At 72.1% G+C, this 22,280-nt stretch carries 25 protein-coding genes; 13 read left to right on the top strand and 12 right to left on the bottom strand.

Annotation, left to right across the window (positions count from 1 at the left end; translation table 11 throughout):
- Positions 1-74: 74 nt before the first annotated feature.
- Together EAD96_RS17490 and EAD96_RS17495 are read left to right on the top strand one after the other, a co-directional pair.
- Positions 75-1,403: a M20/M25/M40 family metallo-hydrolase gene (locus EAD96_RS17490; RefSeq protein ID WP_120570107.1), complete on the top strand. Its 1,329-nt coding sequence runs from the start codon at positions 75-77 to the stop codon at positions 1,401-1,403.
- 61 nt (positions 1,404-1,464) lie between these two features.
- A complete protein-coding gene (locus tag EAD96_RS17495) occupies positions 1,465-2,118 on the top strand; it encodes a hypothetical protein (protein ID WP_013286069.1) in 654 nt (217 codons plus the stop codon).
- A gap of 57 nt (positions 2,119-2,175) precedes the next feature.
- Here EAD96_RS17495 and EAD96_RS17500 read toward each other — a convergent pair whose 3' ends face one another.
- Positions 2,176-2,367 carry a DUF5703 family protein gene (locus EAD96_RS17500; protein ID WP_030274256.1) on the bottom strand — a complete coding sequence of 64 codons (192 nt, stop codon included), beginning with the start codon at positions 2,365-2,367 and terminating at the stop codon, positions 2,176-2,178.
- A 70-nt stretch (positions 2,368-2,437) separates the two neighbouring features.
- Complete coding sequence (locus EAD96_RS17505) at positions 2,438-3,406, bottom strand: aldo/keto reductase (RefSeq protein ID WP_013286071.1); 969 nt, start codon at positions 3,404-3,406, stop codon at positions 2,438-2,440.
- 164 nt (positions 3,407-3,570) lie between these two features.
- Here EAD96_RS17505 and EAD96_RS17510 point away from each other — a divergent pair, with 164 nt between their 5' ends.
- The 7 genes from EAD96_RS17510 to mshC all read left to right on the top strand — a co-directional run bounded on the left by EAD96_RS17510 (position 3,571) and on the right by mshC (position 9,781).
- Positions 3,571-4,623, top strand: a complete 1,053-nt coding sequence (locus EAD96_RS17510; protein WP_120570106.1) for an LLM class F420-dependent oxidoreductase — start codon at positions 3,571-3,573, stop codon at positions 4,621-4,623.
- Positions 4,620-5,456, top strand: a complete 837-nt coding sequence (locus EAD96_RS17515; protein WP_121685069.1) for an undecaprenyl-diphosphate phosphatase — start codon at positions 4,620-4,622, stop codon at positions 5,454-5,456. Before EAD96_RS17510 ends, EAD96_RS17515 begins: the two co-directional genes overlap by 4 nt.
- Positions 5,457-5,592: 136 nt before the next feature.
- A complete protein-coding gene (locus EAD96_RS17520; RefSeq protein WP_147457894.1) occupies positions 5,593-6,213 on the top strand; it encodes a hypothetical protein in 621 nt (206 codons plus the stop codon).
- Positions 6,214-6,276: 63 nt separating this feature from the next.
- Entirely contained in the window at positions 6,277-6,990 is a 714-nt protein-coding gene (locus EAD96_RS17525) for a histidine phosphatase family protein (RefSeq protein WP_121685071.1), read from the top strand.
- An 88-nt stretch (positions 6,991-7,078) separates the two neighbouring features.
- Positions 7,079-7,660, top strand: coding sequence for a DUF3090 domain-containing protein (locus EAD96_RS17530; protein ID WP_013286077.1), 582 nt, complete (start codon positions 7,079-7,081; stop codon positions 7,658-7,660).
- A complete protein-coding gene (locus EAD96_RS17535) occupies positions 7,657-8,475 on the top strand; it encodes an SCO1664 family protein (protein ID WP_121685072.1) in 819 nt (272 codons plus the stop codon). The genes EAD96_RS17530 and EAD96_RS17535 overlap by 4 nt, the downstream gene beginning before the upstream one ends.
- Before the next feature lie 67 nt (positions 8,476-8,542).
- On the top strand, positions 8,543-9,781 hold the full coding sequence (mshC, locus tag EAD96_RS17540; RefSeq protein ID WP_120570102.1) for a cysteine--1-D-myo-inosityl 2-amino-2-deoxy-alpha-D-glucopyranoside ligase: 1,239 nt from the start codon (positions 8,543-8,545) through the stop codon (positions 9,779-9,781).
- Positions 9,782-10,189: 408 nt separating this feature from the next.
- Here the strand turns inward: mshC and EAD96_RS17545 are convergent, their stop codons facing one another.
- Together EAD96_RS17545 and EAD96_RS17550 are read right to left on the bottom strand one after the other, a co-directional pair.
- Entirely contained in the window at positions 10,190-10,981 is a 792-nt protein-coding gene (locus tag EAD96_RS17545; RefSeq protein ID WP_121685073.1) for a GntR family transcriptional regulator, read from the bottom strand.
- Between the two features lie 118 nt (positions 10,982-11,099).
- Positions 11,100-11,969: a PAC2 family protein gene (locus EAD96_RS17550; protein ID WP_013286081.1), complete on the bottom strand. Its 870-nt coding sequence runs from the start codon at positions 11,967-11,969 to the stop codon at positions 11,100-11,102.
- Between the two features lie 241 nt (positions 11,970-12,210).
- On the opposite strand from EAD96_RS17550, the gene metH reads away from it, so the two are divergent.
- A complete protein-coding gene (metH, locus tag EAD96_RS17555) occupies positions 12,211-15,726 on the top strand; it encodes a methionine synthase (protein ID WP_199733209.1) in 3,516 nt (1,171 codons plus the stop codon).
- A gap of 383 nt (positions 15,727-16,109) precedes the next feature.
- On the opposite strand, the gene EAD96_RS17560 is transcribed toward metH, so the two are convergent.
- On the bottom strand, positions 16,110-16,697 hold the full coding sequence (locus tag EAD96_RS17560) for a histidine phosphatase family protein (RefSeq protein ID WP_121685075.1): 588 nt from the start codon (positions 16,695-16,697) through the stop codon (positions 16,110-16,112).
- Positions 16,698-17,073: 376 nt separating this feature from the next.
- Between EAD96_RS17560 and EAD96_RS31795 the strand changes: the two genes are divergently transcribed.
- Both EAD96_RS31795 and EAD96_RS17565 read left to right on the top strand, forming a co-directional pair.
- Positions 17,074-17,283, top strand: coding sequence for a DUF2625 family protein (locus EAD96_RS31795; protein WP_255498993.1), 210 nt, complete (start codon positions 17,074-17,076; stop codon positions 17,281-17,283).
- Entirely contained in the window at positions 17,205-17,624 is a 420-nt protein-coding gene (locus EAD96_RS17565; protein WP_255498992.1) for a DUF2625 family protein, read from the top strand. Before EAD96_RS31795 ends, EAD96_RS17565 begins: the two co-directional genes overlap by 79 nt.
- Positions 17,625-17,821: 197 nt before the next feature.
- Here EAD96_RS17565 and EAD96_RS17570 read toward each other — a convergent pair whose 3' ends face one another.
- Entirely contained in the window at positions 17,822-18,223 is a 402-nt protein-coding gene (locus EAD96_RS17570) for a hypothetical protein (RefSeq protein WP_121685076.1), read from the bottom strand.
- 71 nt (positions 18,224-18,294) lie between these two features.
- On the bottom strand, positions 18,295-18,696 hold the full coding sequence (locus EAD96_RS17575; RefSeq protein ID WP_120570096.1) for a hypothetical protein: 402 nt from the start codon (positions 18,694-18,696) through the stop codon (positions 18,295-18,297).
- 216 nt (positions 18,697-18,912) lie between these two features.
- Here EAD96_RS17575 and EAD96_RS17580 point away from each other — a divergent pair, with 216 nt between their 5' ends.
- Positions 18,913-19,317 (top strand): hypothetical protein, encoded by a 405-nt coding sequence (locus tag EAD96_RS17580; RefSeq protein ID WP_121685087.1) that lies wholly within the window; start codon positions 18,913-18,915, stop codon positions 19,315-19,317.
- Positions 19,318-19,320: 3 nt separating this feature from the next.
- Here EAD96_RS17580 and EAD96_RS17585 read toward each other — a convergent pair whose 3' ends face one another.
- The 5 genes from EAD96_RS17585 to EAD96_RS17605 all read right to left on the bottom strand — a co-directional run bounded on the left by EAD96_RS17585 (position 19,321) and on the right by EAD96_RS17605 (position 22,197).
- Entirely contained in the window at positions 19,321-20,022 is a 702-nt protein-coding gene (locus EAD96_RS17585; protein WP_121685077.1) for a DUF6069 family protein, read from the bottom strand.
- Positions 20,022-21,020: an RNA polymerase subunit sigma-70 gene (locus tag EAD96_RS17590; RefSeq protein ID WP_121685078.1), complete on the bottom strand. Its 999-nt coding sequence runs from the start codon at positions 21,018-21,020 to the stop codon at positions 20,022-20,024. Before EAD96_RS17590 ends, EAD96_RS17585 begins: the two co-directional genes overlap by 1 nt.
- Positions 21,021-21,106: 86 nt before the next feature.
- The gene (locus tag EAD96_RS17595; RefSeq protein WP_121685079.1) at positions 21,107-21,442 is read right to left on the bottom strand and encodes a YnfA family protein; all 336 of its coding nucleotides are present in this window, start codon (positions 21,440-21,442) and stop codon (positions 21,107-21,109) included.
- 3 nt (positions 21,443-21,445) lie between these two features.
- Positions 21,446-21,868 (bottom strand): MerR family transcriptional regulator, encoded by a 423-nt coding sequence (locus EAD96_RS17600; protein WP_121685080.1) that lies wholly within the window; start codon positions 21,866-21,868, stop codon positions 21,446-21,448.
- The gene (locus EAD96_RS17605) at positions 21,868-22,197 is read right to left on the bottom strand and encodes a hypothetical protein (protein ID WP_121685081.1); all 330 of its coding nucleotides are present in this window, start codon (positions 22,195-22,197) and stop codon (positions 21,868-21,870) included. Before EAD96_RS17605 ends, EAD96_RS17600 begins: the two co-directional genes overlap by 1 nt.
- Positions 22,198-22,280: the final 83 nt, after the last annotated feature.

Consider the following 22,280-nt stretch of genomic DNA (forward strand, 5'->3'; position numbering starts at 1 on the left):
GCGCGGCGATCCGCGAAACCGCCGCCGTGCCACCGGCGGCCCGCGACCACCTCACCTGCTGGTATAAGGAAGCGATGACGAGCGACGCCGCCCCCGCCCGACCCGACGCCACCGACGAGGTCGTCGACCTCTGCCGCGACCTGCTGCGCATCGACACCACCAACACCGGCGACAACGACACCAGCGCAGGGGAGCGGCGCGCCGCCGAGTACGTGGCGGAGAAACTCGCCGAGGTCGGCGTCGACGCCGAGATCCACGAGTCGGCGCCCGGCCGGGCCAACCTGGTCGCCCGGATCCCCGGCACCGAGCCCGGCCGCGACGCGCTGCTCGTGCACGGCCACCTCGACGTGGTGCCCGCCGACCCGGACGAGTGGTCGGTGCACCCGTTCTCCGGCGAGATCCGTGACGGCTACCTGTGGGGCCGCGGCGCGATCGACATGAAGGACTTCGACGCCATGGTGCTCGCCGTGGTCCGTGACTGGCAGCGCACCGGCGTACGCCCCCGGCGCGACGTCGTGCTCGCCTTCACCGCCGACGAGGAGGCCGGCAGCGACTACGGCGCGCACTTCCTCACCCAGCACCACCGTGACCTGTTCGACGGCTGCACCGAGGCGATCGGCGAGGTCGGCGGCTTCTCCTACTCGGTCGACGAGCAGCGCCGTCTCTACCTGATCGAGACCGCCGAGAAGGGCATCGACTGGTTGCGCCTGCACGCCAGGGGCCGGCCCGGCCACGGCTCGATGGTGCACGACGACAACGCGGTCACCGCGCTCGCCGAGGCGGTCGCCCGGATCGGCCGGCACCGCTTCCCGGTGGTGATGACCGACACCGTACGGGCGTTCCTGGCCGAGGTGTCCGACGTGCTCGGCATCGAGATCGACCCGGACGACCCGGAGACCGCGATCGCCAAGCTCGGCCCGATCGCCAACATCATCGGCGCGACCGTCCGCAACACCGCCAACCCGACCCGGCTGGCCGCCGGCTACAAGGACAACGTCATCCCCGGCCGGGCCACCGCCACCATCGACTGCCGCAGCCTGCCCGGGCAGAGCGAGGAACTGGAGCGGCAGCTGCGCGAGCTGGTCGGGCCGGACATCGCCATCGAGTACGTCCAGCGCCAGCCGGCCCTGGAGACCACGTTCGACGGTGACCTGGTGGCGCGGATGTCGGAGGCGCTGCGCGCCGAGGACCCGGGCGCCCACCCGGTGCCGTACATGCTCTCCGGCGGCACCGACGCCAAGGCGTTCTCCCAGCTCGGCATCCGCTGCTTCGGTTTCGCGCCGCTGCGGCTGCCCGCCGACCTCAATTTCTCCGGCCTGTTCCACGGCATCGACGAGCGGGTTCCGCTGGACGGACTACAGTTCGGCGTGCGGGTTCTGGACCGCTTCCTCCGTACCTGCTGACCGCGCCCGCCGCGGCGCCGCCGGCGCGGAACCTCCCCCCATCGCGAAGGGACTGCCACACATGACCGACCAGCACGGTGAGCTGGACGCCGCCCTCGAGCGGGTGATCGACGCCGCCCGCGCCCACCTGGCCGCCGTCCGGGCCGCCCAGGGCCGGATCGACGACGACGCCGTCTGGCAGGCGTACGTCGCGTTGAACAACGCCTCGTTCGCCTACGACGAGCAGCTGCTCGACGCGTTCGGCGAGGTGACGCCCTGGGACGTGGAGTCGATCGACCCGGACGAGGCCGACGAGCGCTTCGGCGCCGTCGAGGGCGGCGAGCCCACCGACCCGCACCCGCGGGTCATCTCGGTGCGGCAGCGGCGCGACTACCGGGTGCCGAGCGTCGCCGCGCTGCTGCGCGCGGCCGAGGCGGCCCGCCGGGAGGGCACCCCGGAGGAGGACGAGCCGGCGCCGGTCGAGGGCGTCGGCGAGGCGGTGCTGGAGCTGCTGCAGAGCGGCGACGGCTCGCTGTCCGCGCTCGACGTGCCGGAGCTGGAGCCGCTGGACGGTGTGGTGATGGTCAGCGAGGTCGGCACCCCTGTCGACCTGGAGTCGTTCGACGACGACGACCCGGTCGGCCCGTTCCAGCCGGCCGCCGACGACCGGCTGGTCGGCCGGCTCGACGAGCACCCGTTCATGGAGCTCGACGAGGAGCACGACCACGCGCACTAGGCCGTGTGCGTCCCCGGGGCGGCGCCGCGTCGCGCGGCCCCGGGGACGGGCCCGTCGTCAGTACGACAGGCCCGGCTGCGACTGGTTGACCAGGCGGCGCCGCAGCACCACCTGCCGCGTGCCGTCCCGGTAGAGCCGCACCCGGGCCAGCTCCCAGCCGGAGAACTCGGCCTGGATCGCCAGCTGCGCCGCGGCGGTCAGCCGATCGACGTTCGAGGGCAACCGCAGCGGCGCGTATTCGTAGTCCATGCCCCTATGCTGCCCAGGTCGCGGGCCCTCCGCCACCCCCTGCGGGTGACCCGGATCGCCCTCACCCGCCTCAGCCGTCGCGCTCCGGGTAGCCCACCGGTACGGCCGACACGTCGTCCAGCGCCGTGACGATCTCCTCCGGCAGCGTCATCCGCTCCACCTGCAACGCGCCGAGCAGCTGCCCGACGGTGCGGGCGCCGAGGATCGGCGCGGTCACACCCGGCCGGTCCCGCACCCAGGCCAGTGCCACCTCCAGCGGCGACACGCCCAGCCCGCCGGCCGCGATGGCGACCGCCTCCACGATGCTGGAGCAGCGCGGCTCCAGGTAGGTGGCGACGAAACGCTCGAAGTGCGGCGACACCGCCCGCGAGTCGGCCGGGCGGCCGTTGCGGTACTTGCCGGTGAGCACACCCCGGCCCAGCGGCGACCAGGGCAGCACACCCAGCCCCATCCCCGCGCAGGCGGGCAGCACCTCCCGCTCCACGCCGCGCTCCAGCAGCGAGTACTCCACCTGCGCGGCGACCACCGGGGCGCGCCCCGGCCAGGCGGCCTGCCAGGCGGCGGCCCGCGCGGTCTGCCAGCCGGAGAAGTTCGACACACCCACGTAGCGGGCCTTCCCGCTGGACACCGCGTGGTCCAGGGCGGAGAGCGTCTCCTCCAGCGGGGTGTCCGGGTCGTACCCGTGCACCTGCCACAGGTCGACGTGGTCGGTGCCCAGCCGGCGCAGCGAGGCGTCCAGCGTGCGCAGCAGATGACCGCGCGAGCCGTCCCGGCGGCGGCTGCCCGGCCGCAGGCCCGCCTTGGTGGCGATCAGCAGCTCGTCGCGGTCCACCAGGCTGCCCAGCAGCGAACCGATCACCGACTCGGCGTCGCCGTCGGCGTACACGTCGGCGGTGTCGACGAGGTTGCCGCCCGCGTCGAGGTAGCTCTTCAGCTGGGCGGCCGCGTCGTCGGCATCGGTGTCCCGTCCCCAGGTCATGGTGCCGAGCGCGAGCCGCGATACCGCCAGCCCGCTTCGGCCGAGCGGTCGCTGTTGCATGGGTGAACCTTATTTCGAACCCGGCGTCACGGATATCCTCGCCGCAGTCAACTTCCCGCGCGACCTCCGCCCGGTGTGACATGTTCGGGGCGAGCCGGACGTCGAGGGCGCCACGCTCATTGCGTAACCTGATGCGACCTGTGGTGCGGACGGTGGGAGGATCAGTGCGACTCGGGCTCAACCTCGGATACCAGACGGCGTGGAGCACGCCCTTCGACCATCTGGCGCTGGCCCAGGAGGCGGACCGGCTCGGCTACTCGGTCGTGTGGGCCGCGGAGGCGTACGGCTCGGACTCGCCGAGCATGCTGGCCTGGATCGCCGGGCAGACGGAGCGCATCGACGTGGGCTCCGCGGTCATGCAGATCCCGGCCCGTACCCCGGCCATGACCGCGATGACCGCCGCGACCATCGACACGCTCTCCGGCGGCCGGTTCCGGCTCGGCCTGGGCGTGTCCGGCCCGCAGGTCTCCGAGGGCTGGCACGGCGTGCGGTTCGCCAAGCCGCTGGCCCGCACCCGCGAGTACGTCGACATCGTCAAGCTGGCGGTGGCCCGCAAGGAGGTCGCGTACGACGGCGAGCACTACACGCTGCCGCTGCCCGACGGCCCCGGCAAGGCGCTGCGGCTGGGCTTCCACCCGCCGCGCGAGCACATCCCGATCTACCTGGCCGCCGTCGGCCCGAAGAACCTGGAGCTGGCGGGCGAGATCGCCGACGGCTGGCTGGCTGTCTTCTACTCCCCGGAGTTCGCCGAGGAGCACCTCGCCTCGGTCCGGGCCGGCCGCGCGACGGCGGGCAAGGAGCTGGCCGGCTTCGACGTGGTGCCGTCCGTGCCGGTCGTGGTCGGCGACGACATCGCCACCTGCGCGGAGCTGGTCCGCTGGTACGCCGCGCTGTACGTGGGCGGCATGGGCAGCCGCAAGCAGAACTTCTACAACCAGCTCGCCACCCGGATGGGCTACGGCGACGCGGCCCGCGAGGTGCAGGACCTCTACCTGGCCAAGCGGCAGCGCGACGCGGCCGCCGCCGTACCGATGGAGTTCATCGACCGCACCTCGCTGCTCGGCCCGAAGGAGCGCATCGCCGAGCGGATGCGGGAGTACGCCGCCGCGGGCGTGACCACGCTGTCGGTGTCGCTGTTCGTGGCCGACCGGGAGAGCGGGGTGCAGACCCTGCGTACCGTCGCCGAGGCGCTGGAGCTGTCCGGAGTCGGCGAGTGACCTGGATCGAGGCCGTCGTCCTGGGCCTGGTCCAGGGACTGACCGAGTTCCTTCCGGTGTCCTCGTCCGGGCACCTGCGGATCACCTCGGCCCTGTTCTTCGGCCGGGACGCGGGCGCGTCGTTCACCGCGGTGACCCAGCTCGGCACCGAGGCCGCCGTCCTGATCTACTTCGCCAAGGACATCTGGCGGATCGTCCGGACGTGGTTCGTCGGCCTGGTCGACCGCTCGGTGCGTTCCAGCCTCGACTACCGGATGGGCTGGTACGTCATCGTCGGCACCATCCCGATCGGCATCTTCGGGCTGATCTTCAAGGACCAGATCCGCACCGCCGGCCGGAACCTCTGGCTGATCTCCTGCACGCTGATCATCGGTGCGATGCTGCTGGCCTTCGCCGAGTACTGGGGCCGGCAGACCCGCACGCTGGAGAACTTCCGGATGCGCGACGGCGTGGTGATGGGCTTCGCCCAGGCCGCGGCGCTGGTCCCCGGCGTGTCCCGGTCGGGCGGCACCCTGACCGCGGGCCTGCTGCTCAACCTGACCCGGGAGACCGCGGCCCGCTACTCGTTCCTGCTGGCCATCCCGGCCGTGGTGATCTCCGGCGTGTTCAGCCTGCCGGACGTGTTCGAGCCGTCGGCGCCGGGCACCGCCGCGCCGAGCGTGGCGCAGATGGTGGTCGCGACGCTCATCGCGTTCGCCGTCGGGTACGCGGCCATCGCCTGGCTGCTGCGCTACGTCGCCCACCACACGCTGTACGTCTTCGTGCTGTACCGGGTGGCGCTGGGCAGCCTGGTGATCTGCCTCCTGGCGACCGGCACGATCAGCGCCACCTGACGTCGTCGTGCGAGAGGTCGGCCACCCCGATGTCCGAGGTGGCCGGCCTCCGGCTTCGTCGCCTGCTCCGCCATGTAGGGCCGCGCCGTCGCGAGGCCGCGCGGCCCGGTGGCCGGGGGTGGCTAACCTCACCCGCATGTCGCGCTTCCGCCTCAGACCGCTGTACGGCGCTCCCGTGATGATCGCCATTCTGGCGGCCTATGCCTGGAGTCTGGGAAAGCCTTTCGACAAGCCGGAGCTGCCGGCCGAGCTGTTCGTGGTGACGGGCACAGTCGACTCGGTGCAGAGGACCTGGGAAAAGACGACGGGAGGAAGCAGAAACCTCGCCGCCGTGGTCCATCGGGTGCTGCTCCGCGAGCACCCCCGGGTCGAGTTCAGCGTACGAGAGCTGCCGAGCGAGGAACTGATGCCCGGCACGCCGGTCCGATTCGAGATGAGCAGGGATCCCCAGCCGGATCTGGAGCGCGCACGGTTGTACGACTACGCGACCTACGTGGTCACAGCGGAGACCTTCGTCGTCGATGGCACCGTGATCTACGACGCGTTCCAGGTCAGGGCGGAGGCCGAGGCACGGACCGACGCGGCCGTCAGGCGGTACCGCAGCATCTCCCTGGTGCTGTGGGCGGTGGTGGTCGTCTGGGTCGCGCTCCTGGTCCGGCGGCACCGGGCATCGCTGCAGTCACTGCGGTCCCTGGCGGAGCCCGACAGCGCGTCGGACGCGGCCGACAGGTTCCGGAGATGGGTGTACCGGGAGTAGGGCGGCAGCACGGGAAGCGGCCTGTCGTGGCGGGACGATCATCCGAGGGGCGTACCGCCTAGGGTGGTCAGCGTGGCGACCCTTCTGCTTCTGCGACACGGCCGGACCACCGCGAACGCCGACGGCGGCCTGGCCGGGCGGCAACCGGTCGAGCTCGACGACACCGGCCGCGCGCAGGCGGCGGCGGTCGGCGCGCGCCTCGCCGGGCTGCCGCTGGCGGCGGTGGTGACCAGCCCGCTCATCCGCTGCCGGCAGACCCTCGATCTGGCGCTGCCGGGCGTCGAGCCGGTGGTGGACGACGGGTTGATCGAGTGCGGGTACGGCGACTGGGAGGGGCAGTCGCTGAAGAAGCTGGCGAAGGAGCCGCTGTGGCCGGTGGTCCAGCAGCACCCGAGCGCCGCCGCGTTCCCGCAGGGCGAGTCGATGGCGGCGATGTCCGCGCGCGCGGTGGCCGCGGTACGGGCGTGGGACGCGCGGGTCACCGCCGAGCACGGGCCGGAGGCGGTCTGGCTGGCGTGCAGCCACGGCGACGTGATCAAGGCGATCGTGGCGGACGCGCTCGGCGTACACCTTGATCTTTTTCAGCGGATCGTGGCCGACCCGGCGTCGGTCACGGCGATCCGCTACACCCCGTTGCGGCCGTTCCTGGTCCGGCTCAACGACACCGGCGGTGACCTGTCGGCGCTGGTCCCGCCGCCGCGCAAGCGGCGCCGGCGCCCGGCGCGGGCGGCCGAGTCCGACGCGGCGGTCGGCGGAGGCGCGGGCGCGGCCGGGTGAGCCGGGCGTGCCGCGGCGCGTTCGCTCTGGGCGGATTCGGCGTCGGTGGGCTGCGCGGCGCTTCCAGACGCCGGATAGGGTCGTGGGTATGACGCACCAGGTGCACGCCTTCGAGCCGCCGGAGCGGTTCGTCGCCGGTACGGTCGGCCCGCCGGGGGAGCGCACGTTCTTCCTCCAGGCGCGCGGCGGCGGCCGGCTGGTCAGCGTGTCGCTGGAGAAGGTCCAGGTGTCGTTGCTCGCCGAGAAGCTCGAGGAGCTGCTCGCCGAGGCGCAGCGCCGCTTCGGCGTGAAGCTGCCGGAGCCGGTCACCACGGTGACCGGCGACAACGAGCCGCTCGACACGCCGGTGGACGAGGAGTTCCGGGTCGGCACGCTGGGCCTGGCCTTCGACGTGGACACCGCCACGGTGGTGATCGAGGCGATCGCCGTCGGCGAGGCGGAGGTCGAGGTCGAGCTGGGCGACGCGGACGACGACGCCGACGAGGACCCGGACGAGCCGGACGACGACCTCGACCGCCTCCGGGTGCGGCTGACCCCGGAGGCGACCCGCGAGTTCATCGAACGCGCCAAGCGCGTCGTGAACGCCGGCCGGCCCCCCTGCCCGCTGTGCGGCCAGCCGCTCGACCCGGCCGGTCACCTCTGCCCCCGGCACAACGGCTATCACCGGTGACCTCGTCGGAACTGCAGCCCCGACAGGACGGCGCCGAGGCGCTGCGGCTGCTCGCCGACGGTGAGCTGACCCTGGAGGGGCGGCTCGTCGACGCCTCCAACGCGACGCTGCGCGGCGTCATCGCGCTCGGCGACGTGACGGCGCACTGCGTCTACAAGCCGGTACGCGGCGAACGCCCGCTCTGGGACTTCCCGGACGGCACGCTCGCCGGCCGGGAGGTGTCCGCCTACCTGGTGTCCCGGGCCACCGGCTGGGACCTGGTGCCCCCGACCGTGCTGCGCGACGGGCCGTTCGGTCCCGGCTCGTGCCAGCTCTGGATCGACGAGCCGGACGACGCCGAGCCGCTGGTCGGCTTCGTGCCGGCGCGGGAGGTCCCGCCGCGCTGGTTCCCGGTGGCCGCGGCTCGCGACGACGACGGGGCGGCGTACGCGCTGGCGCACGCCGACGACCCCCGCCTGGCCCGGCTCGTCGTGCTCGACGCGGTGATCAACAACGCCGACCGCAAGGGCGGGCACGTGCTCGTCGGCCCGGACGACCGGATCTACGGCGTCGACCACGGCGTGAGCTTCCACGTCGAGGAGAAGCTGCGTACGGTGCTGTGGGGCTGGGCCGGCCGCGAGCTGCCGCCGGACGCGGTGGAGATGCTCGGCGGCCTGGCCGGGCAGCTGCGCGGGCCGCTCGGTGAGGAGCTGGCCGAGCACCTGACCATCGGTGAGCTGGCCGCGCTGGCGGAACGGGTCGAGCGGCTGGGCGAGAGCGGCCGGTTCCCGCTGCCGCCGCAGGAGTGGCCGGCGATGCCCTGGCCGCCGATGTGAGCCGCTGTCGCGTTGATCACCCGTAGGGCGGCACCCGAGCGTCTGACGGATCGTTAGGCTGGCGGTCATGGAGTCTTGGGCGGGACATGACGTGCCACGGCTGCCCGGCGAGGGCGTGTCGCTGAGGTTGTACGACTCGGCGCGGCAGGGCGCCCATCCCAGCCGGCCCGAGGGCGCGGCCTCGATGTACGTCTGCGGCATCACCCCGTACGACGCGACGCACCTCGGGCACGCCGCCACCATGATCACGTTCGACCTGGTGCAGCGGATGTGGCGCGACGCCGGCCTCGACGTGCGGTACGTGCAGAACGTCACCGACATCGACGACCCGCTGCTGGAGCGCGCCGAGCGCGACGGCGAGGACTGGAAGGTCCTGGCCATGCGGGAGACCGCCCTGTTCCGCGAGGACATGGAGGCGCTGCGGATGATCCCGCCGGCACACTACGTCGGCGCGGTCGAGTCGATCCCGGACATCGCCGAGAAGGTGCTGATGCTGCTCAAGGACGGCGCGGCGTACCGGCTCGACGACGGCACCGGCGACGTCTACTTCGACGTCGCCGCCGCGCCCCGCTTCGGCTACGAGTCGAACCTGACGCGCGAGCAGATGATCGAGCTGTTCGCCGAGCGCGGCGGCGACCCGGAACGCCCCGGCAAGCGCGACCCGCTCGACCCGCTGCTGTGGCGCGGCGCCCGCGAGGGCGAGCCCTCCTGGCCCGGCGGCGACCTGGGCGCCGGCCGTCCCGGCTGGCACATCGAGTGCACGGTCATCGCGCTGAACCTGCTCGGCGACCGGATCGACGTGCAGGGCGGCGGCAACGACCTGATCTTCCCGCACCACGAGTGCTCCGCCGCGCACGCCGAGCGGCTGACCGGCGAGGCGCCGTTCGCCGACCACTACGTCCACGCCGGCATGATCGGCCTCGACGGCGAGAAGATGTCCAAGTCCCAGGGCAACCTCGTCTTCGTGTCCCGGCTGCGGGCCGACAAGGTGGACCCGATGGCGGTCCGGCTGGCGCTGATGAGCGGGCACTACCGCAGCGACCGCTCCTGGACCGACGAGCTGCTCACCGAGGCGCAGGAGCGGCTGGGCCGCTGGCGGCGGGCCGCCGCCGCGCCGGCCGGGCCGTCGGGGGCGGCGTTGCTGGCCGAGGTACGCGAGCGCCTGGCCGACGACCTGGACACTCCGGGCGCCCTGGCGGCGGCCGACCGTTGGGCCGAAGGCGTCCTGAACGGCGTGACCGAGGACGAGACCGCTCCGGCCCTCTTCCGCGACACGGTGGACGCCCTACTCGGCATCGCCCTCTAGCCCCGGCCCTCGTCCGTCCGCCGAGTCCTGCCCTCTCGCGCGGCCTCGGCTTCCTCGCGCGGTCTCGCCCCTCTCGCGTGGCCTCGCCCCCTCGCGCCGTCGATCTTGCACTTGCGGCCCGCGTTCTGTCTTCTTTGCCCGGTTCTGCGGGGTCCGTAAGTGCAAGATCGCGCCGACCGGGGGAGCGGGTGGAACGTGATGGGTGTGTCGAGGGCGGTTTGACACCCGTGGTGTTCCACTCAGGCGTGCCCGGCCCGCAGCCCTCGGCGATCTTGCAGTTGTGGCCCTCGGGATGTCGTGAATGCCCTGTGTGCCGGGGCGGAAAGTGCAAGATCGCCGGGTGCCGGGTGCCGGGTGCCGGGTGCCGGGTGCCGGGTGCCGGGTGCCGGGTGCCGGGGTTGCGGCGGGTCAGCCCAGGACCAGGCCGGGGTCGGGGTCCTGGTCGGGAGCGGGGGCGGGGATCTTGTACTCCTCGGTGAGCGTGGTCATCGGGCCGGGCCACGTGGCCTGGGCGACCTCGATCGGCTTGTGCCGCTCGTCGTAGGCCACGTGCAACAGGTGCAGCACCGGGGTGTCGGGGCGGATCTGGAGGATCTCCGCCTCCTCCCGGATGGGCTGACGCGCGCTGATCGTGTCGGTGGCGGTGACGTACCGCCGGCCGATGACCTCCTCCGCCTCCTGGTAGAGCGGCCGGCCGAACGCCTCGGCCCGCTCCAGTGAGGTGCCGGCGGTGTCGGCGGGCAGGAACCACGACGCGCCGACCTCGACCGGGGAGTCGTCGGTGCGTACCAGGTGCCGACGGCAGAGCAGTTCGGTGCCGTCGGTGACGCCGAACGCGTCGGCCACCTCCGCCGGAGCGGGGGAGCGGCCGACCGAGACGAGCTGCTGGCGGTACCGGGCGGCCAGGTCGGTGTGGTAGCCGCGGAAGCCGCCGTACCGACCCCGGGACAGGCGGTTGAGGCGGCGCCGGGTGCCCCGGACGTACGTACCGGAGCCGGGTTTGGTGATCAGGATGCCCTCGACCCGCAGCTGGTCGACGGCGCGCTGCACGGTCTGCTTGGCGACGCCGAACATCTCGGCGATGGCCGGGATGGACGGCAGCCGCTCGCCCGGCCCCCAGTCGCCGCGGCGCACCTGGGCCTTGAGCTGCGCGGCGATCTGCCGGTGCGGGAACTCGGCCGCGCCCGGGTTGATCTGCATTGCCCGCCTCCTCAGGACAGCTAGGTTCCTAGGATGCCCTAGAGGCTGTGACGGCGCCACCCCGGACACGAAGAAGCCGGGCCCCGATCCGAGGCCCGGCTTCGGCAGAGCGAGAGCACTACCAGGAGCCGGCGGTCGGCCCGGCGGAACCGCCGCGGCGGCGCAGGTACTTCTCGAACTCCTGGGCGATCTCGTCCCCGGTCAACGGGGTGATGCCGGCGTCGCCGACCCGTTCCTCCAGCTCACGCACGTACTCGCCGAGTTCGGCGTCCTGCTCGGCGGCGCTGCGCACCCGCTGCTCCCACTCGGCGGCCTCCTCGGCCAGGTCGGCCATCGGCACCGGCAGGTCGAGCACCTCCTCGACCCGGTGCAGCAGCGCGAGGGTGGCCTTCGGGCAGGGCGGGTTGTTCGCGTAGTGCGGCACGTGCACCCAGAACGACACCGCGTCGACCTCGGCCCGCGTGCAGGCGTCGTGCAGCACACCGACGATGCCGGTCGGCCCGTCGTACCGGGTGGGGGTGAGCTGGTAGCGCTTGGCCGCGTCGGCGTCCGACGCGCTGCCGCTGATCGGCAGCGGCCGGGTGTACGGCACGTCGGCCAGCAACGCGCCGAGCAGCACCACCCGCTCGACCTCCAGGCTGTGGCAGATCTCCAGCACCTGCTCGCAGAACGTCCGCCACCGCATGCTCGGCTCGATGCCGCGGATCAGCACCACGTCCCGCTCGGTGCCCTCCGGGCTGGCCACCATGAACCGCGTGGTGGGCCACTCGACGCGCCGCGTCTCCCCGTCGGCCATGGTGATCGTCGGGCGGCTCACCTGGAAGTCGTAGAAGTCCTCCGGGTCCAGCTCGGTCACCTCCCGGGCCTGCCAGACCTGCTCCAGGTGTTCCACGGCGGCGGTGGAGGCGTCGGCGGCGTCGTTCCAGCCCTCGAAGGCCGCGATGGCGACCGGCGAGCGCAGTACCGGCAGCCCGTCGAACTCGGTCACGCCGTCACCTCACCCTGCTCGTCGGGCGCGGCGTCGCCCCGTCGCACTGTCGCACCCCTGTTGTCCTTCACGTCCGTCAGCCTACGTGCCGCCGCGGGGCCCGGCCCGTCGGCCGCGCCGGTCGCCGGGTCGGACCACCCGGGCGAACCGGCGGAAAGGTGTACGCCGGCCCGGTGGGCAGAATGTGGGAAGGCCCGGTTCGGGTGACTCTGCCGCACTCGGGCGCACTAACCTGGGGCATGTGCCTATTTCGTTGCGTGACCTGCTGGCCGATCGGATCCTGATCGCGGACGGCGCGATGGGGACGATGCTCCAGGCCGCCGACCTCACCCTCGACGACTTCGACGGCCTCGAAGGCTGCAACGAGATCCTCAACGTGACCCGGCCGGACGTGGTCCGCGGCGTGCACGACGCCTACCTGGCGGCCGGCGCGGACTGCGTGGAGACCAACACGTTCGGCGCGAACCTGCCCAACCTCGCGGAATATGGCATCCCCGGCCGCATCCGGGAGCTGTCCGAGGCGGGCGCGCGGATCGCGCGGGAGGCAGCCGACGCGTACGCGACGCCGGAGCATCCCCGGTTCGTGCTCGGCTCGATGGGCCCGGGCACCAAGCTGCCGACGCTCGGCCACGCGAGCTACGCGTCGCTGCGTGACGCGTACCAGGAGAACGCCGCGGGCCTGATCGCCGGCGGGGCGGACGCGCTGATCATCGAGACCTGCCAGGACCTGCTCCAGGTCAAGGCGGCGGTGGTCGGGTCGAAGCGGGCCCGGGCCGAGGCCGGCCGGGACGTGCCGATCATCTGCCAGGTGGCGGTGGAGACCACCGGCACCATGCTGCTCGGCAGCGAGATCGGCGCCGCGCTGACCGCGATCGAGCCGCTCGGCGTCGACCTGATCGGGCTGAACTGCTCGACCGGCCCGGCGGAGATGGGCGAGCACCTGCGCTACCTGGCGCAGCACTCGCGGATCCCGATCTCGGTGATGCCGAACGCCGGCCTGCCGGTGCTGACCGCCGACGGCGCGTACTTCCCGCTCAGCCCGAACGAGCTGGCCGACGCGCTGGAGCAGTTCGTCACCGACTACGGCGTGGCCCTGATCGGCGGCTGCTGCGGCACCACCCCGGAGCACATCCGGGTGCTGGTGGAGCGGCTGGGCGGGCGCGCGCCGGTGGCGCGGGAGCCGAAGCCGGAGGCCGGGGTCTCCTCGATCTACCACCACGTGCCGTTCGCCCAGGACGCCAGCATCCTGATGGTGGGGGAGCGGACCAACGCCAACGGCTCGAAGGCGTTCCGCGAGTCCATGCTCGCCGGGGACTGGCAGGCCTGCGTGGAGGTCGCCCGCAGCCAGGCCCGGGACGGCTCGCACCTGCTCGACCTCTGCGTCGACTACGTCGGCCGCGACGGCACGCAGGACATGCGTGAGCTGGCCGGCCGGTTCGCCACCGCCTCGACGCTGCCGATCGTGCTGGACTCCACCGAGCCGGCCGTGATCGAGGCCGGCCTGGAGATGCTCGGCGGCCGGTGCGTGGTCAACTCGGTCAACTTCGAGGACGGCGACGGCCCCGACTCCCGTTACGCGCGGATCATGCCGGTGGTCAGGGAGCACGGCGCCGCCGTCGTGGCGCTGCTGATCGACGAGGAGGGCCAGGCCCGCACCCGGGAGTGGAAGGTACGGGTGGCCTGCCGGCTGATCGACGACCTGACCGGCCGGTGGGGGATGCGCCGGGAGGACATCCTCATCGACGCGCTGACGTTCCCGATCGCCACCGGGCAGGAGGAGACCCGCCGCGACGGCATCGAGACGATCGAGGCGATCCGGGAGATCGCCGCACGCTACCCGGGCGTCAACTTCACCGCCGGCATCTCCAACGTGTCGTTCGGCCTCAACCCGGCGGCCCGGCAGGTGCTCAACTCGGTGTTCCTGCACGAGTGCGCCCAGGCCGGGCTGACCTCGGCGATCGTGCACGCCAGCAAGATCCTGCCGATGTCGCGGATCCCGGACGAGCAGCGCGAGGTTGCGCTCGACCTGGTGTACGACCGGCGCCGCGAGGGATACGACCCGGTGCAGCGGTTCATCGAGGCGTTCGAGGGCGTGGACGCGGCGTCGGCGCGCGCCACCCGGGCCGAGGAACTGGCCGCGCTGCCGCTGGACGAGCGGCTCAAGCGGCGGATCATCGACGGCGAGCGCAACGGCCTGGAGGCCGACCTGGACACCGCGATGGCGCAGGGGCGTACGCCGCTGTCCATCATCAACGACCTGCTGCTGGACGGCATGAAGGTGGTCGGCGAGCTGTTCGGCTCCGGCCAGATGCAGTTGCCGTTCGTGCTCCAGTCCGCCGAGGTGATGAAGACCGCGGTGGCGTACCTGGAGCCGCACATGGAGAAGACCGATGACGACGGCAAGGGCCGGATCGTGCTCGCCACGGTCAAGGGCGACGTGCACGACATCGGCAAGAACCTGGTCGACATCATCCTGTCCAACAACGGCTACGACGTGGTGAACATCGGCATCAAGCAGCCGATCAACGCGATCCTCGACGCCGCCGAGGAGCACCGGGCCGACGCCATCGGCATGTCCGGCCTGCTGGTCAAGAGCACGGTGATCATGAAGGAGAACCTGGCCGAGATGGCCTCCCGCGGCGTGGCCGAGCGCTGGCCGGTGCTGCTCGGCGGCGCGGCGCTGACCCGCGCCTACGTCGAGGACGACCTCCGGTCGATCTACCCGGGCCAGGTGCACTACGCCCGCGACGCGTTCGAAGGGCTGTCCCTGATGGACCGCGTGATGGCGGCCAAGCGCGGCGGCGCACCGGTGGTCGACCCGGAGCGCGAGGCGGCGCTGGCGGCCCGCCGGGAGCGCCGCGAGCGGCAGCGTGCGCAGGTCCGCGAGGCGCTGCCCGAACTGGACGACGCGTCGGTCCGCTCCGACGTGGCGGTGGACGTGGCGGTGCCCAAGCCGCCGTTCTTCGGCACCCGCGTCGTCAAGGGCGTGCCGCTGGCCGACTACGCGGCCCTGCTGGACGAGCGGGCCACGTTCCTCGGCCAGTGGGGGCTGCGCGGCGCCCGCGGCGGCAAGGGACCGTCGTACGAGGAACTGGTCGAGACCGAGGGCCGGCCCCGGCTGCGGTACTGGCTGGACCGCCTGATCTCCGACCAGGTGCTGGAGGCGGCCGTGGTGTACGGCTACTTCCCCGCGTACTCCGAGGGCAACGACCTGGTGGTGCTGGACGAGAACGGGCACAGCGAGCGGGCCCGGTTCGCCTTCCCCCGGCAGCGCCAGGAGCGGCGGCTGTGCCTGGCCGACTTCTTCCGGCCCAAGGGCGACCAGCTCGACGTGGTGGCGTTGCAACTGGTCACCGTCGGGCAGCCGATCAGCGAGTACACGGCGAAGATGTTCGCCGGCAACGAGTACCGCGACTACCTGGAGGTCCACGGCCTGTCGGTGCAGCTCACCGAGGCGCTGGCCGAGTACTGGCACCGGCGGATCCGGGCCGAGCTGGTGCTGCCCGGCGGCGGCACCGTGGCCGACGACGACCCGGCCGACCTGGCCGGTCTGCTGCGCACCGACTACCGGGGCTGCCGGTACGCGTTCGGCTACCCGGCCTGCCCGGACCTGGAGGACCGGGCGAAGATCGTGGAGTTGCTGGGCGCGGAGCGGATCGGGGTGCAGTTGTCCGAGGAGTTCCAGTTGGTTCCGGAGCAGGCCACCGACGCGATCGTGGTGCACCACCCGGAGGCGAACTACTTCAACGCCAAGTGACGCCGCCACCGTTCCTGAGCTGGGCAAAACGCTTCCGGCTCCCGGCTGGGCCGTCGCTAGGCCGCCGGGGTCAGTAGAGCCGTGCCCGAAGGCAGTGTCGATCGTCGGCCAGGGGACGACCTTGGCCGGGACGTACCGGGGAGCCCGGACCGTCTTGAGCGCGCAGGGTCGCTGATGGCCTTCCGGGGATCGACTGCCGCGTTCCGGATCATTGACAGGTCGTTGAAGAGGTCGCGGCGGTAGCTGGCCGCCATGCCCGAGTCTTGGAGTTGCTTGGCCCAGGCCCTCGGCGAGACGCCAGCGGCGGGCGGGTGCGGGAAGCCAAACTGCCGCCGTGGTGCGGCGTGCATGTGCGGGCAGGTGCTCGCCGCTGACGGGATGTATCAGCCGGCCGACGTTTGCGTAGGCAGGGTTTCGTCCTGCCGATCACGCGGGTCGGCGATCCGGTACTCCCAGCCTTCGCGCCAGGCGAAGTCGGCGTTGATCAGGTCCTCCAGCCGGACGCCGTTGATCCGGTGATCGAGGGTCCATCGGGTGGCGACGTGACCGATGACCAGGATGCGCTGATGGGCCCAGAGAAGCGGTAGATCGTCGAGGAATCGACCGACGCGGTGTACCGCCTGTCGCCAGCTTTCACCGCCGGGGTAGGGCTCGTCGAGGTACCGGTCCCGGTGCTCGTGTAGTTCGGCGGCGGGCATGCCGTTGCGGTGGCCGTAGTTGCATTCCCGCAGTCGCCAGTCGTGCAGCACGGGGATGGGGGTTCCTGAGAAGGCGATGTCGGCCGTCTCCGCCGCCCGGCGTAGATCCGAGGTGAAGACTGCGGCGATGCCGTCGTCTCGCCTGCGCTGACCAAGTTCCGCTGCCAGGGCTCGTCCTCGCGGCGACAACCGGCCGGGCAGCCAGCCGGTGGCGATGCCACGGTCGTTGTCCTCGCTCCACGAGTGAGTCTCAAAGACGATCTCGGTGGGCATAGGGAGAGGCTATCGGTGGACCGAGACCTGCGGGGGGTGCGGATTCGCGCACATGGATCGCCGGGACACACCTGGGTAGCGCGCCGTCGGCTGGCCTCCTGCCGGATCGCCTCCGTGAGGCTGTACGACACCTCATGCCCTCCGTCACCGCCGAGGCGGCCACCCACCCGCCGCAACCCGAGCGTCCGACAGCAGCAAGATGTCGCGCCGGCACAGATCAGTCTCGGGACGTGGGTGACACGTCCGGCTAGACGATCTTGTTTGTTCTACGGCGGGTCCTCGGAGTCGCACTGGTTGATCCTTCTGGGAGGCTGAGGGGGTGGAACAGTCTGCGTGGTCCGAGATTTCGGCGCTGGTGGCGGCGGCTCCGTATCCGGTGGAGGTGCTGCCGGTCGATTCGCAGCAGGCGGCAGCGTGTCTGGCGGCCCTGGAAATCACGACCAGGTCGTGGCTCGGGGCGGTGGTCGCCAACAGCGGTGGGCTGGTGATCGATCACGGTTGGCTTCGGTGCTCGGTGGTGGGCGCGACGGGCTGGCGGCCGAGATGGTTCCGGGGGCGGGTCGTCTGGTCGTCGCTTTCGATGTGATGGGCGGCCAGTTCGCGTGGTTGCAGGCGGAGCCGGCGGTGAGGCCGACGGTGCATTACTTCGGCCCGGAGGACCTGGCTTGGCAGGACCTTGAGCTTGGGTATGGCGACTGGTTGGAGGCGATGCTCACCGGCGCGCTGACGGGCTTCTATGAAGGCTTGCGCTGGCCGGGGTGGGAGGCCGAGGTGGCCGGCGTTGCTCTGGATCAGGGGATCAGCGCCTGGCCGCCGCCATGGACTCGGGAGGGCAAGGATCTCTCGGCGGTGTCCCGCAAGCCGATTCTGCTTGCTGAACTCGTTTCGGTTCACCAGGATGCGGCGCGTCAGCTCGGTTCTCTCTAGAACACCGCTGCCTCTCCGGTCTGCGGTCCGAGGCCGGTGTGGTGTCGGCGGCTTCGACGGTGAGGTTGCTCCGGCGTGGGCAATGCCGACGTGGATGCGTTGGCCGACGATGACCAGGGCTCCTCCGTCAGCGAGCGGTTGGCGGAGCTTCGACCGGCGGAACAACGCCGGCCGTCACCCGCGTGGGCGAGGTGGCGTCACGTGTCGTAGAGCCCGTCCCACGGCTCGTGGAATCCGAGGCGATCCGGATACAGCTCGACCCAGTCGACGTGGCTGCCGTCGCCCGCCCGGTCGCCGGACTCGTCGACCAGACCGAATACGACGCCGTCCTGACGGGTCTGGAACAGTCGTACGGCGACGTCGCCGTACGACTTGCCGGGCAGGCTCGCGAGCAGCTCGTCGAGCGCCTCGCTCAGCGCGCCTCGATCCGGAACCCGCGTGATGATCGAGTTCCGGTACGTCCCGTCGTGGTCGAAGAGGTGCACGTACGCGTGGTGGTCCCACGCCGAGGCGAGGAACAGCCCTCCGTCGTAGCGGCCGATCGTGTCCGTCCGGTGGTCGGGCTCGTGCGCAATGGGAATCAGCCGGGGCACGGGCACTCGATCAACGTAGCGTACGAGCACGGGGCGCCCGCCGCGATGGCGGACGCCCCGAAGCGTCGACGCGTCGGTCAGCCGATCAGCGTCACCGAGTAGTCGTACGTCGTCCCGGTCACCGAGTACGTGGCGGTCTGCCCGTTCTCGCAGTACGACACGAAGCTGCTCGGGGTCCGTTGCGCCCCGGCCACCGCGTCCACCACCGGCCGGACGTCGGACCCGACCGGCAGGGCGGTGGTGGTGAGGTCGATCGTCCGCGACTGGTTGATCGGGTACGTGTCGGTGTTCGCCGTCTCCAGACCGTTGCTCGCCTGAACACTGAAGGACATCACGAAGGCGGCGTTGTTCACCACGGCGATGCGCTGCACGCAGGGTTCGGCCTGCGCGCTGGCCGCGGAGGCCCCAGCCAGTGCCGACGCACCGGCGGCGAGCGTCCCGACGAGTGCGGCTCCGACGAGCCTGGCGCGGAAGGTCATGGTGTCACCTCTCGGTCGTACGTGACGCCGGGCGCCGACTGGCGGCGCCCGGCGTGTGGTCCGTATCGAAGTGCCCGAGTGTTTCGGATCGAACCCTGTGGATCGCATCATTTTGTGGCGGGCTCACGACTGCCGGTCGGTCCGGCGGGCTGACCGGTGCCAGACTGAGGGATCGATCCCGATGGCGTGCGAGCGTTCCGGTGCGAGGAGTCCGAAGTGGTGAACTCCGCCCTTTCCGCTGTCATCCACGCGGTCGGAGCCGGCCCGACACCGTTGGCGGACTCGGATCTCGACCCCGGTGCGGCGTACTCCACCTTCGTCGTGCTGTCCGGTATGTACTTCGCGCCCATTGTCATGTCCGGGCTCGGGTTTCTCTGCGCTGCGGGCATCGGGCTCAGCCGCCGGATCGGTACGGCTGCCGCGATCGTGATCGTCCTGTTCTACGTGTTGTCGCTGCTCGGCAGTGCCTTCACCTGGCCTGAACTGGAGCACCAGGGAAAACCGGCTGAGACGCTGTGGCTGATCGTGATCGGCTGCGGCGGCTTCGTGGTGCTGCCGTGGCTCGTCGCGTTCGGCGGCACCAAGGTGGCCCTCCGCCGTCGCGGAGCCACGGCCGAGTAGCCGTCAGGCTCCTCGCGGAGAGCTTGCCCGCAGGCTCCGCGTCAGGGCGGGGATCATCACCGCCGCCGCGACCAGATGCAACCCGACCAGGGCGACGACGGTCGTCACGGCCGCCCCGGCCAGGAACGGCGGCACCGTCGACAGCGCGGTCAGCGCCACCGCCGTCCACGCGAACCGCCGCGCGGGACGCGCGCTGAACCGCAGCAGTACGGCGGCGATGACGACGCCCACGAGCGAGAAGAACCCGGTCACCACGGCGAACCCGCCCAGCGGGATGGTCTCGCCGCCGCCGTCGGGGATCTCGAAGTCCACACCGGCGGCCCGGGCCAGAGCGGCCGCGAGCGTGGTGACCACCATCGCGCCGAGCGTGGCGACCAGGCCGGTGACGGCGAGCCGCCGGAAGCCGCGCGGGCGGCCCACTGTGACGGCGGTGTCGGTGCTGCTGATCATGTCGTTCCTCCGGGCGTCGAGGTGAGGGGTGAGGATCCGCACCGTCGCGGTACGACGGCCGGGGTTGCGCAGCGCGCGTACGCCGGTGCCGCGCAGCCAGAAACCGGCGTCCCGGCCGAGGACCGGCCCGGGAGTGCCGTCGCGCAGCTCCAGCTGCACCCGTCCGCGGGTGACCACGCCGTACGCGTGGTGCCACCGGGCCGCGACCACCGGAACGCGCGCGCCGCCGGGCAGGGCGAGCGTCCGCGTGGGCACTACGGCGTGGGGCCGGCCGGGAGGCGGTCCGGCAGCCCGAGCCGCGGGAACTGGTCGGCGTGGAAGGTGACGATCTCGGTGATCGCCCCGCCGGTGATGCGCAGGGCGTCGACGGTGAGCGGCAGGTACGCGCCATCGCGCTCCTGCCAGAGGTAGAACGCGACGGCGGGCTGCCGGTTCACGGCGGTGGGCACGGCCCGCAGGCTGCCCAGGCTCTCGAACCCGTCCGCCACCCAGTCGTTCACCACCGCGTCGCGGCCGATCTGCAGGCCCGGGGTGGGCGGCATCGAGCAGCGCACGTCGTCGCGCAGCATCGCGGCGAGACCGTCGACGTCCTTGGCGAGGCTGGCGTCGGTGAAGCGGCGTACCAGCTCGCGGGTCCGGCTGTCCGTCTCGTCGCCGGTCCAGTCCTGCCGCTGCGCCGGCAGGTGCTCCCGCATGCCCGAGCGGGCCCGCTGCAACGCGCTGTTGACCGAGTTGACCGAGTCGCCGAGCAGCTCCGCGACCTCCTTGGCCGGCCAGCCGAGCACGTCGCGCAGGATCAGCACGGCCCGCGGGCGCGGCGCGAGGTGCTGCACGGCGACCAGGTACGCCAGCTCGATCGTCTCCCGCGCCACAGCGACCGTCTCCGGCTCGTCCGCGCCGGCGGCGGGCAGCTCGTCGAGCAGCCGGTCCGGGTAGGGCTGGAGCCACCGCACCTCGCCGCCGGTCGCCGGCTCCGGACGGCACCTGGCGAGCAGGTCCAGGCAGGCGTTCGTGGCGATCCGGTACAGCCAGGCCCGGAACGTCGAGCGTCCCGCGAAGGTCTCGCGCCGCCGCCAGGCCCGCAGGAACGTCTCCTGGACGGTGTCCTCGGCGTCCTCGAACGACCCGAGCATCCGGTAGCAGTGCACGTGCAGCTCCCGCCGGTGCCGCTGCGCCAGCCCGGTGAACGCCGGTTCGTCGACCCCGGCCAGATCGTGTACGCCCAGTTCCGCCGGTCGCGTCTCCGCACCCATCACGTCATCCTCCCGCTTCGTCGTGTGCCGTCGTCTGTGAGACGGGTACGGGCGGGAAAACTCATCACCTGCGCTCGGCGCCGCCGTCAGCTCGTGCGCGGGGCGTACATGATGACCGCGACGCCGACCAGGCAGATGGCCCCGCCGACCAGGTCGTAGCGGTCGGGCCGGAACTTGTCGACGACCATGCCCCAGGCGAGCGACCCGGCGACGAACACGCCGCCGTAGGCGGCGAGGATCCGGCCGAAGTTCGGGTCCGGCTGGAACGTGGCCACGAACCCGTAGGCGCCGAGCGCGATCACCCCGGCGGCGATCCAGAGCAGCCCGCGGTTCTCCCGCCAGCCCTGCCACACCAGCCAGGCGCCGCCGATCTCGGCGAGCGCGGCGAGCAGGAACAGCAGGATGGACCGGACGACAGTCATGCGTCAGACCGTAGCGGGGCCGTGGTCCGGATCGGCGAAGGGCAGCGGGCAGCGGGAGCTGCCGGCGCAGGTGATCAGGTCGTCGCAGCCGGCCGAGATCGCCTCGCGCAGCGTGTCGCGGACGGCGGTGAGGTCCGCGAGCCGTCGCTCCACCTCGGCGAGCTTGTCGTGGGCCCGGGTCCGCAGGCCGGCGTCGTGCGTCCCGGCCGCCAGCAGGCCGGCGACCTCGGCGAGGGTGAAGCCGAGACGTTGCGCGGCCTTCACCACCCGCAGCAGGGTGACCGTCTCGGCCGGGTAGAGCCGATGCCCGCCGGGCGACCGCCGGGGCGCGGCCAGCAGCCCGCGCCGTTCGTAGTAGCGCAGCGTCTGCACGTTGACCCCGGCCGCGTCGGCGACCTGGCCGCTGCGCAGCTCCGGCTCGCCCATCACCGGCCCCGCGCGGCCGTCGCCCGCAGGGCAAGGGCATCGAGTACGACGACACGGGCGCCCGGAACGCGGATGTCGAGCCTCAGCGTGCCGCCGTCCGGGCGGGCGAGGTCGAACGTGAAGAAGGAGCAGCAGGCCGACTCGCGGGCGATCAGGTCGCGGGCGGCCGGTTCGGCGTCGTCGTCGAGGTGCAGCCGCAGATGCCCGGCGGCCGGCCGGTCGACGCCGCGCAGCGCGTCGCGGAACAGCGTGTCGAACTCGGCCAGCCGCAGCGGCCGCTCGGCGGTCGGCAGCGTGCAGGTGTCGGGCACCCAGGAATCGTCGGTCACCTCTCGACGGTAAGCCCGTACCGGGGTACCGGATGCAACCGCCGGTACATCCCTTCCTGAATACAGCAAATGCTGTACAGTCA

It is taken from the genome of Micromonospora sp. BL1, assembly GCF_003667485.1.
In the GTDB taxonomy this organism is placed as follows: domain Bacteria; phylum Actinomycetota; class Actinomycetes; order Mycobacteriales; family Micromonosporaceae; genus Micromonospora; species Micromonospora tulbaghiae.

What these genes read in the sequence shown, in the direction of transcription:
- EAD96_RS17575 (WP_120570096.1), bottom strand. Translation starts at nt 18,696, where the DNA reads ATGACCTTCCGCGCCAGGCTCGTCGGAGCCGCACTCGTCGGGACGCTC.
- EAD96_RS17600 (WP_121685080.1), bottom strand. Translation starts at nt 21,868, where the DNA reads ATGGGCGAGCCGGAGCTGCGCAGCGGCCAGGTCGCCGACGCGGCCGGG.
- EAD96_RS17590 (WP_121685078.1), bottom strand. Translation starts at nt 21,020, where the DNA reads ATGGGTGCGGAGACGCGACCGGCGGAACTGGGCGTACACGATCTGGCC.
- EAD96_RS17595 (WP_121685079.1), bottom strand. Translation starts at nt 21,442, where the DNA reads ATGACTGTCGTCCGGTCCATCCTGCTGTTCCTGCTCGCCGCGCTCGCC.
- EAD96_RS17545 (WP_121685073.1), bottom strand. Translation starts at nt 10,981, where the DNA reads ATGCAGATCAACCCGGGCGCGGCCGAGTTCCCGCACCGGCAGATCGCC.
- EAD96_RS17560 (WP_121685075.1), bottom strand. Translation starts at nt 16,697, where the DNA reads ATGCCCACCGAGATCGTCTTTGAGACTCACTCGTGGAGCGAGGACAAC.
- EAD96_RS17490 (WP_120570107.1), top strand. Translation starts at nt 75, where the DNA reads ATGACGAGCGACGCCGCCCCCGCCCGACCCGACGCCACCGACGAGGTC.
- EAD96_RS17505 (WP_013286071.1), bottom strand. Translation starts at nt 3,406, where the DNA reads ATGCAACAGCGACCGCTCGGCCGAAGCGGGCTGGCGGTATCGCGGCTC.
- EAD96_RS17495 (WP_013286069.1), top strand. Translation starts at nt 1,465, where the DNA reads ATGACCGACCAGCACGGTGAGCTGGACGCCGCCCTCGAGCGGGTGATC.
- mshC (WP_120570102.1), top strand. Translation starts at nt 8,543, where the DNA reads ATGGAGTCTTGGGCGGGACATGACGTGCCACGGCTGCCCGGCGAGGGC.
- EAD96_RS17530 (WP_013286077.1), top strand. Translation starts at nt 7,079, where the DNA reads ATGACGCACCAGGTGCACGCCTTCGAGCCGCCGGAGCGGTTCGTCGCC.
- EAD96_RS17520 (WP_147457894.1), top strand. Translation starts at nt 5,593, where the DNA reads ATGTCGCGCTTCCGCCTCAGACCGCTGTACGGCGCTCCCGTGATGATC.
- EAD96_RS17500 (WP_030274256.1), bottom strand. Translation starts at nt 2,367, where the DNA reads ATGGACTACGAATACGCGCCGCTGCGGTTGCCCTCGAACGTCGATCGG.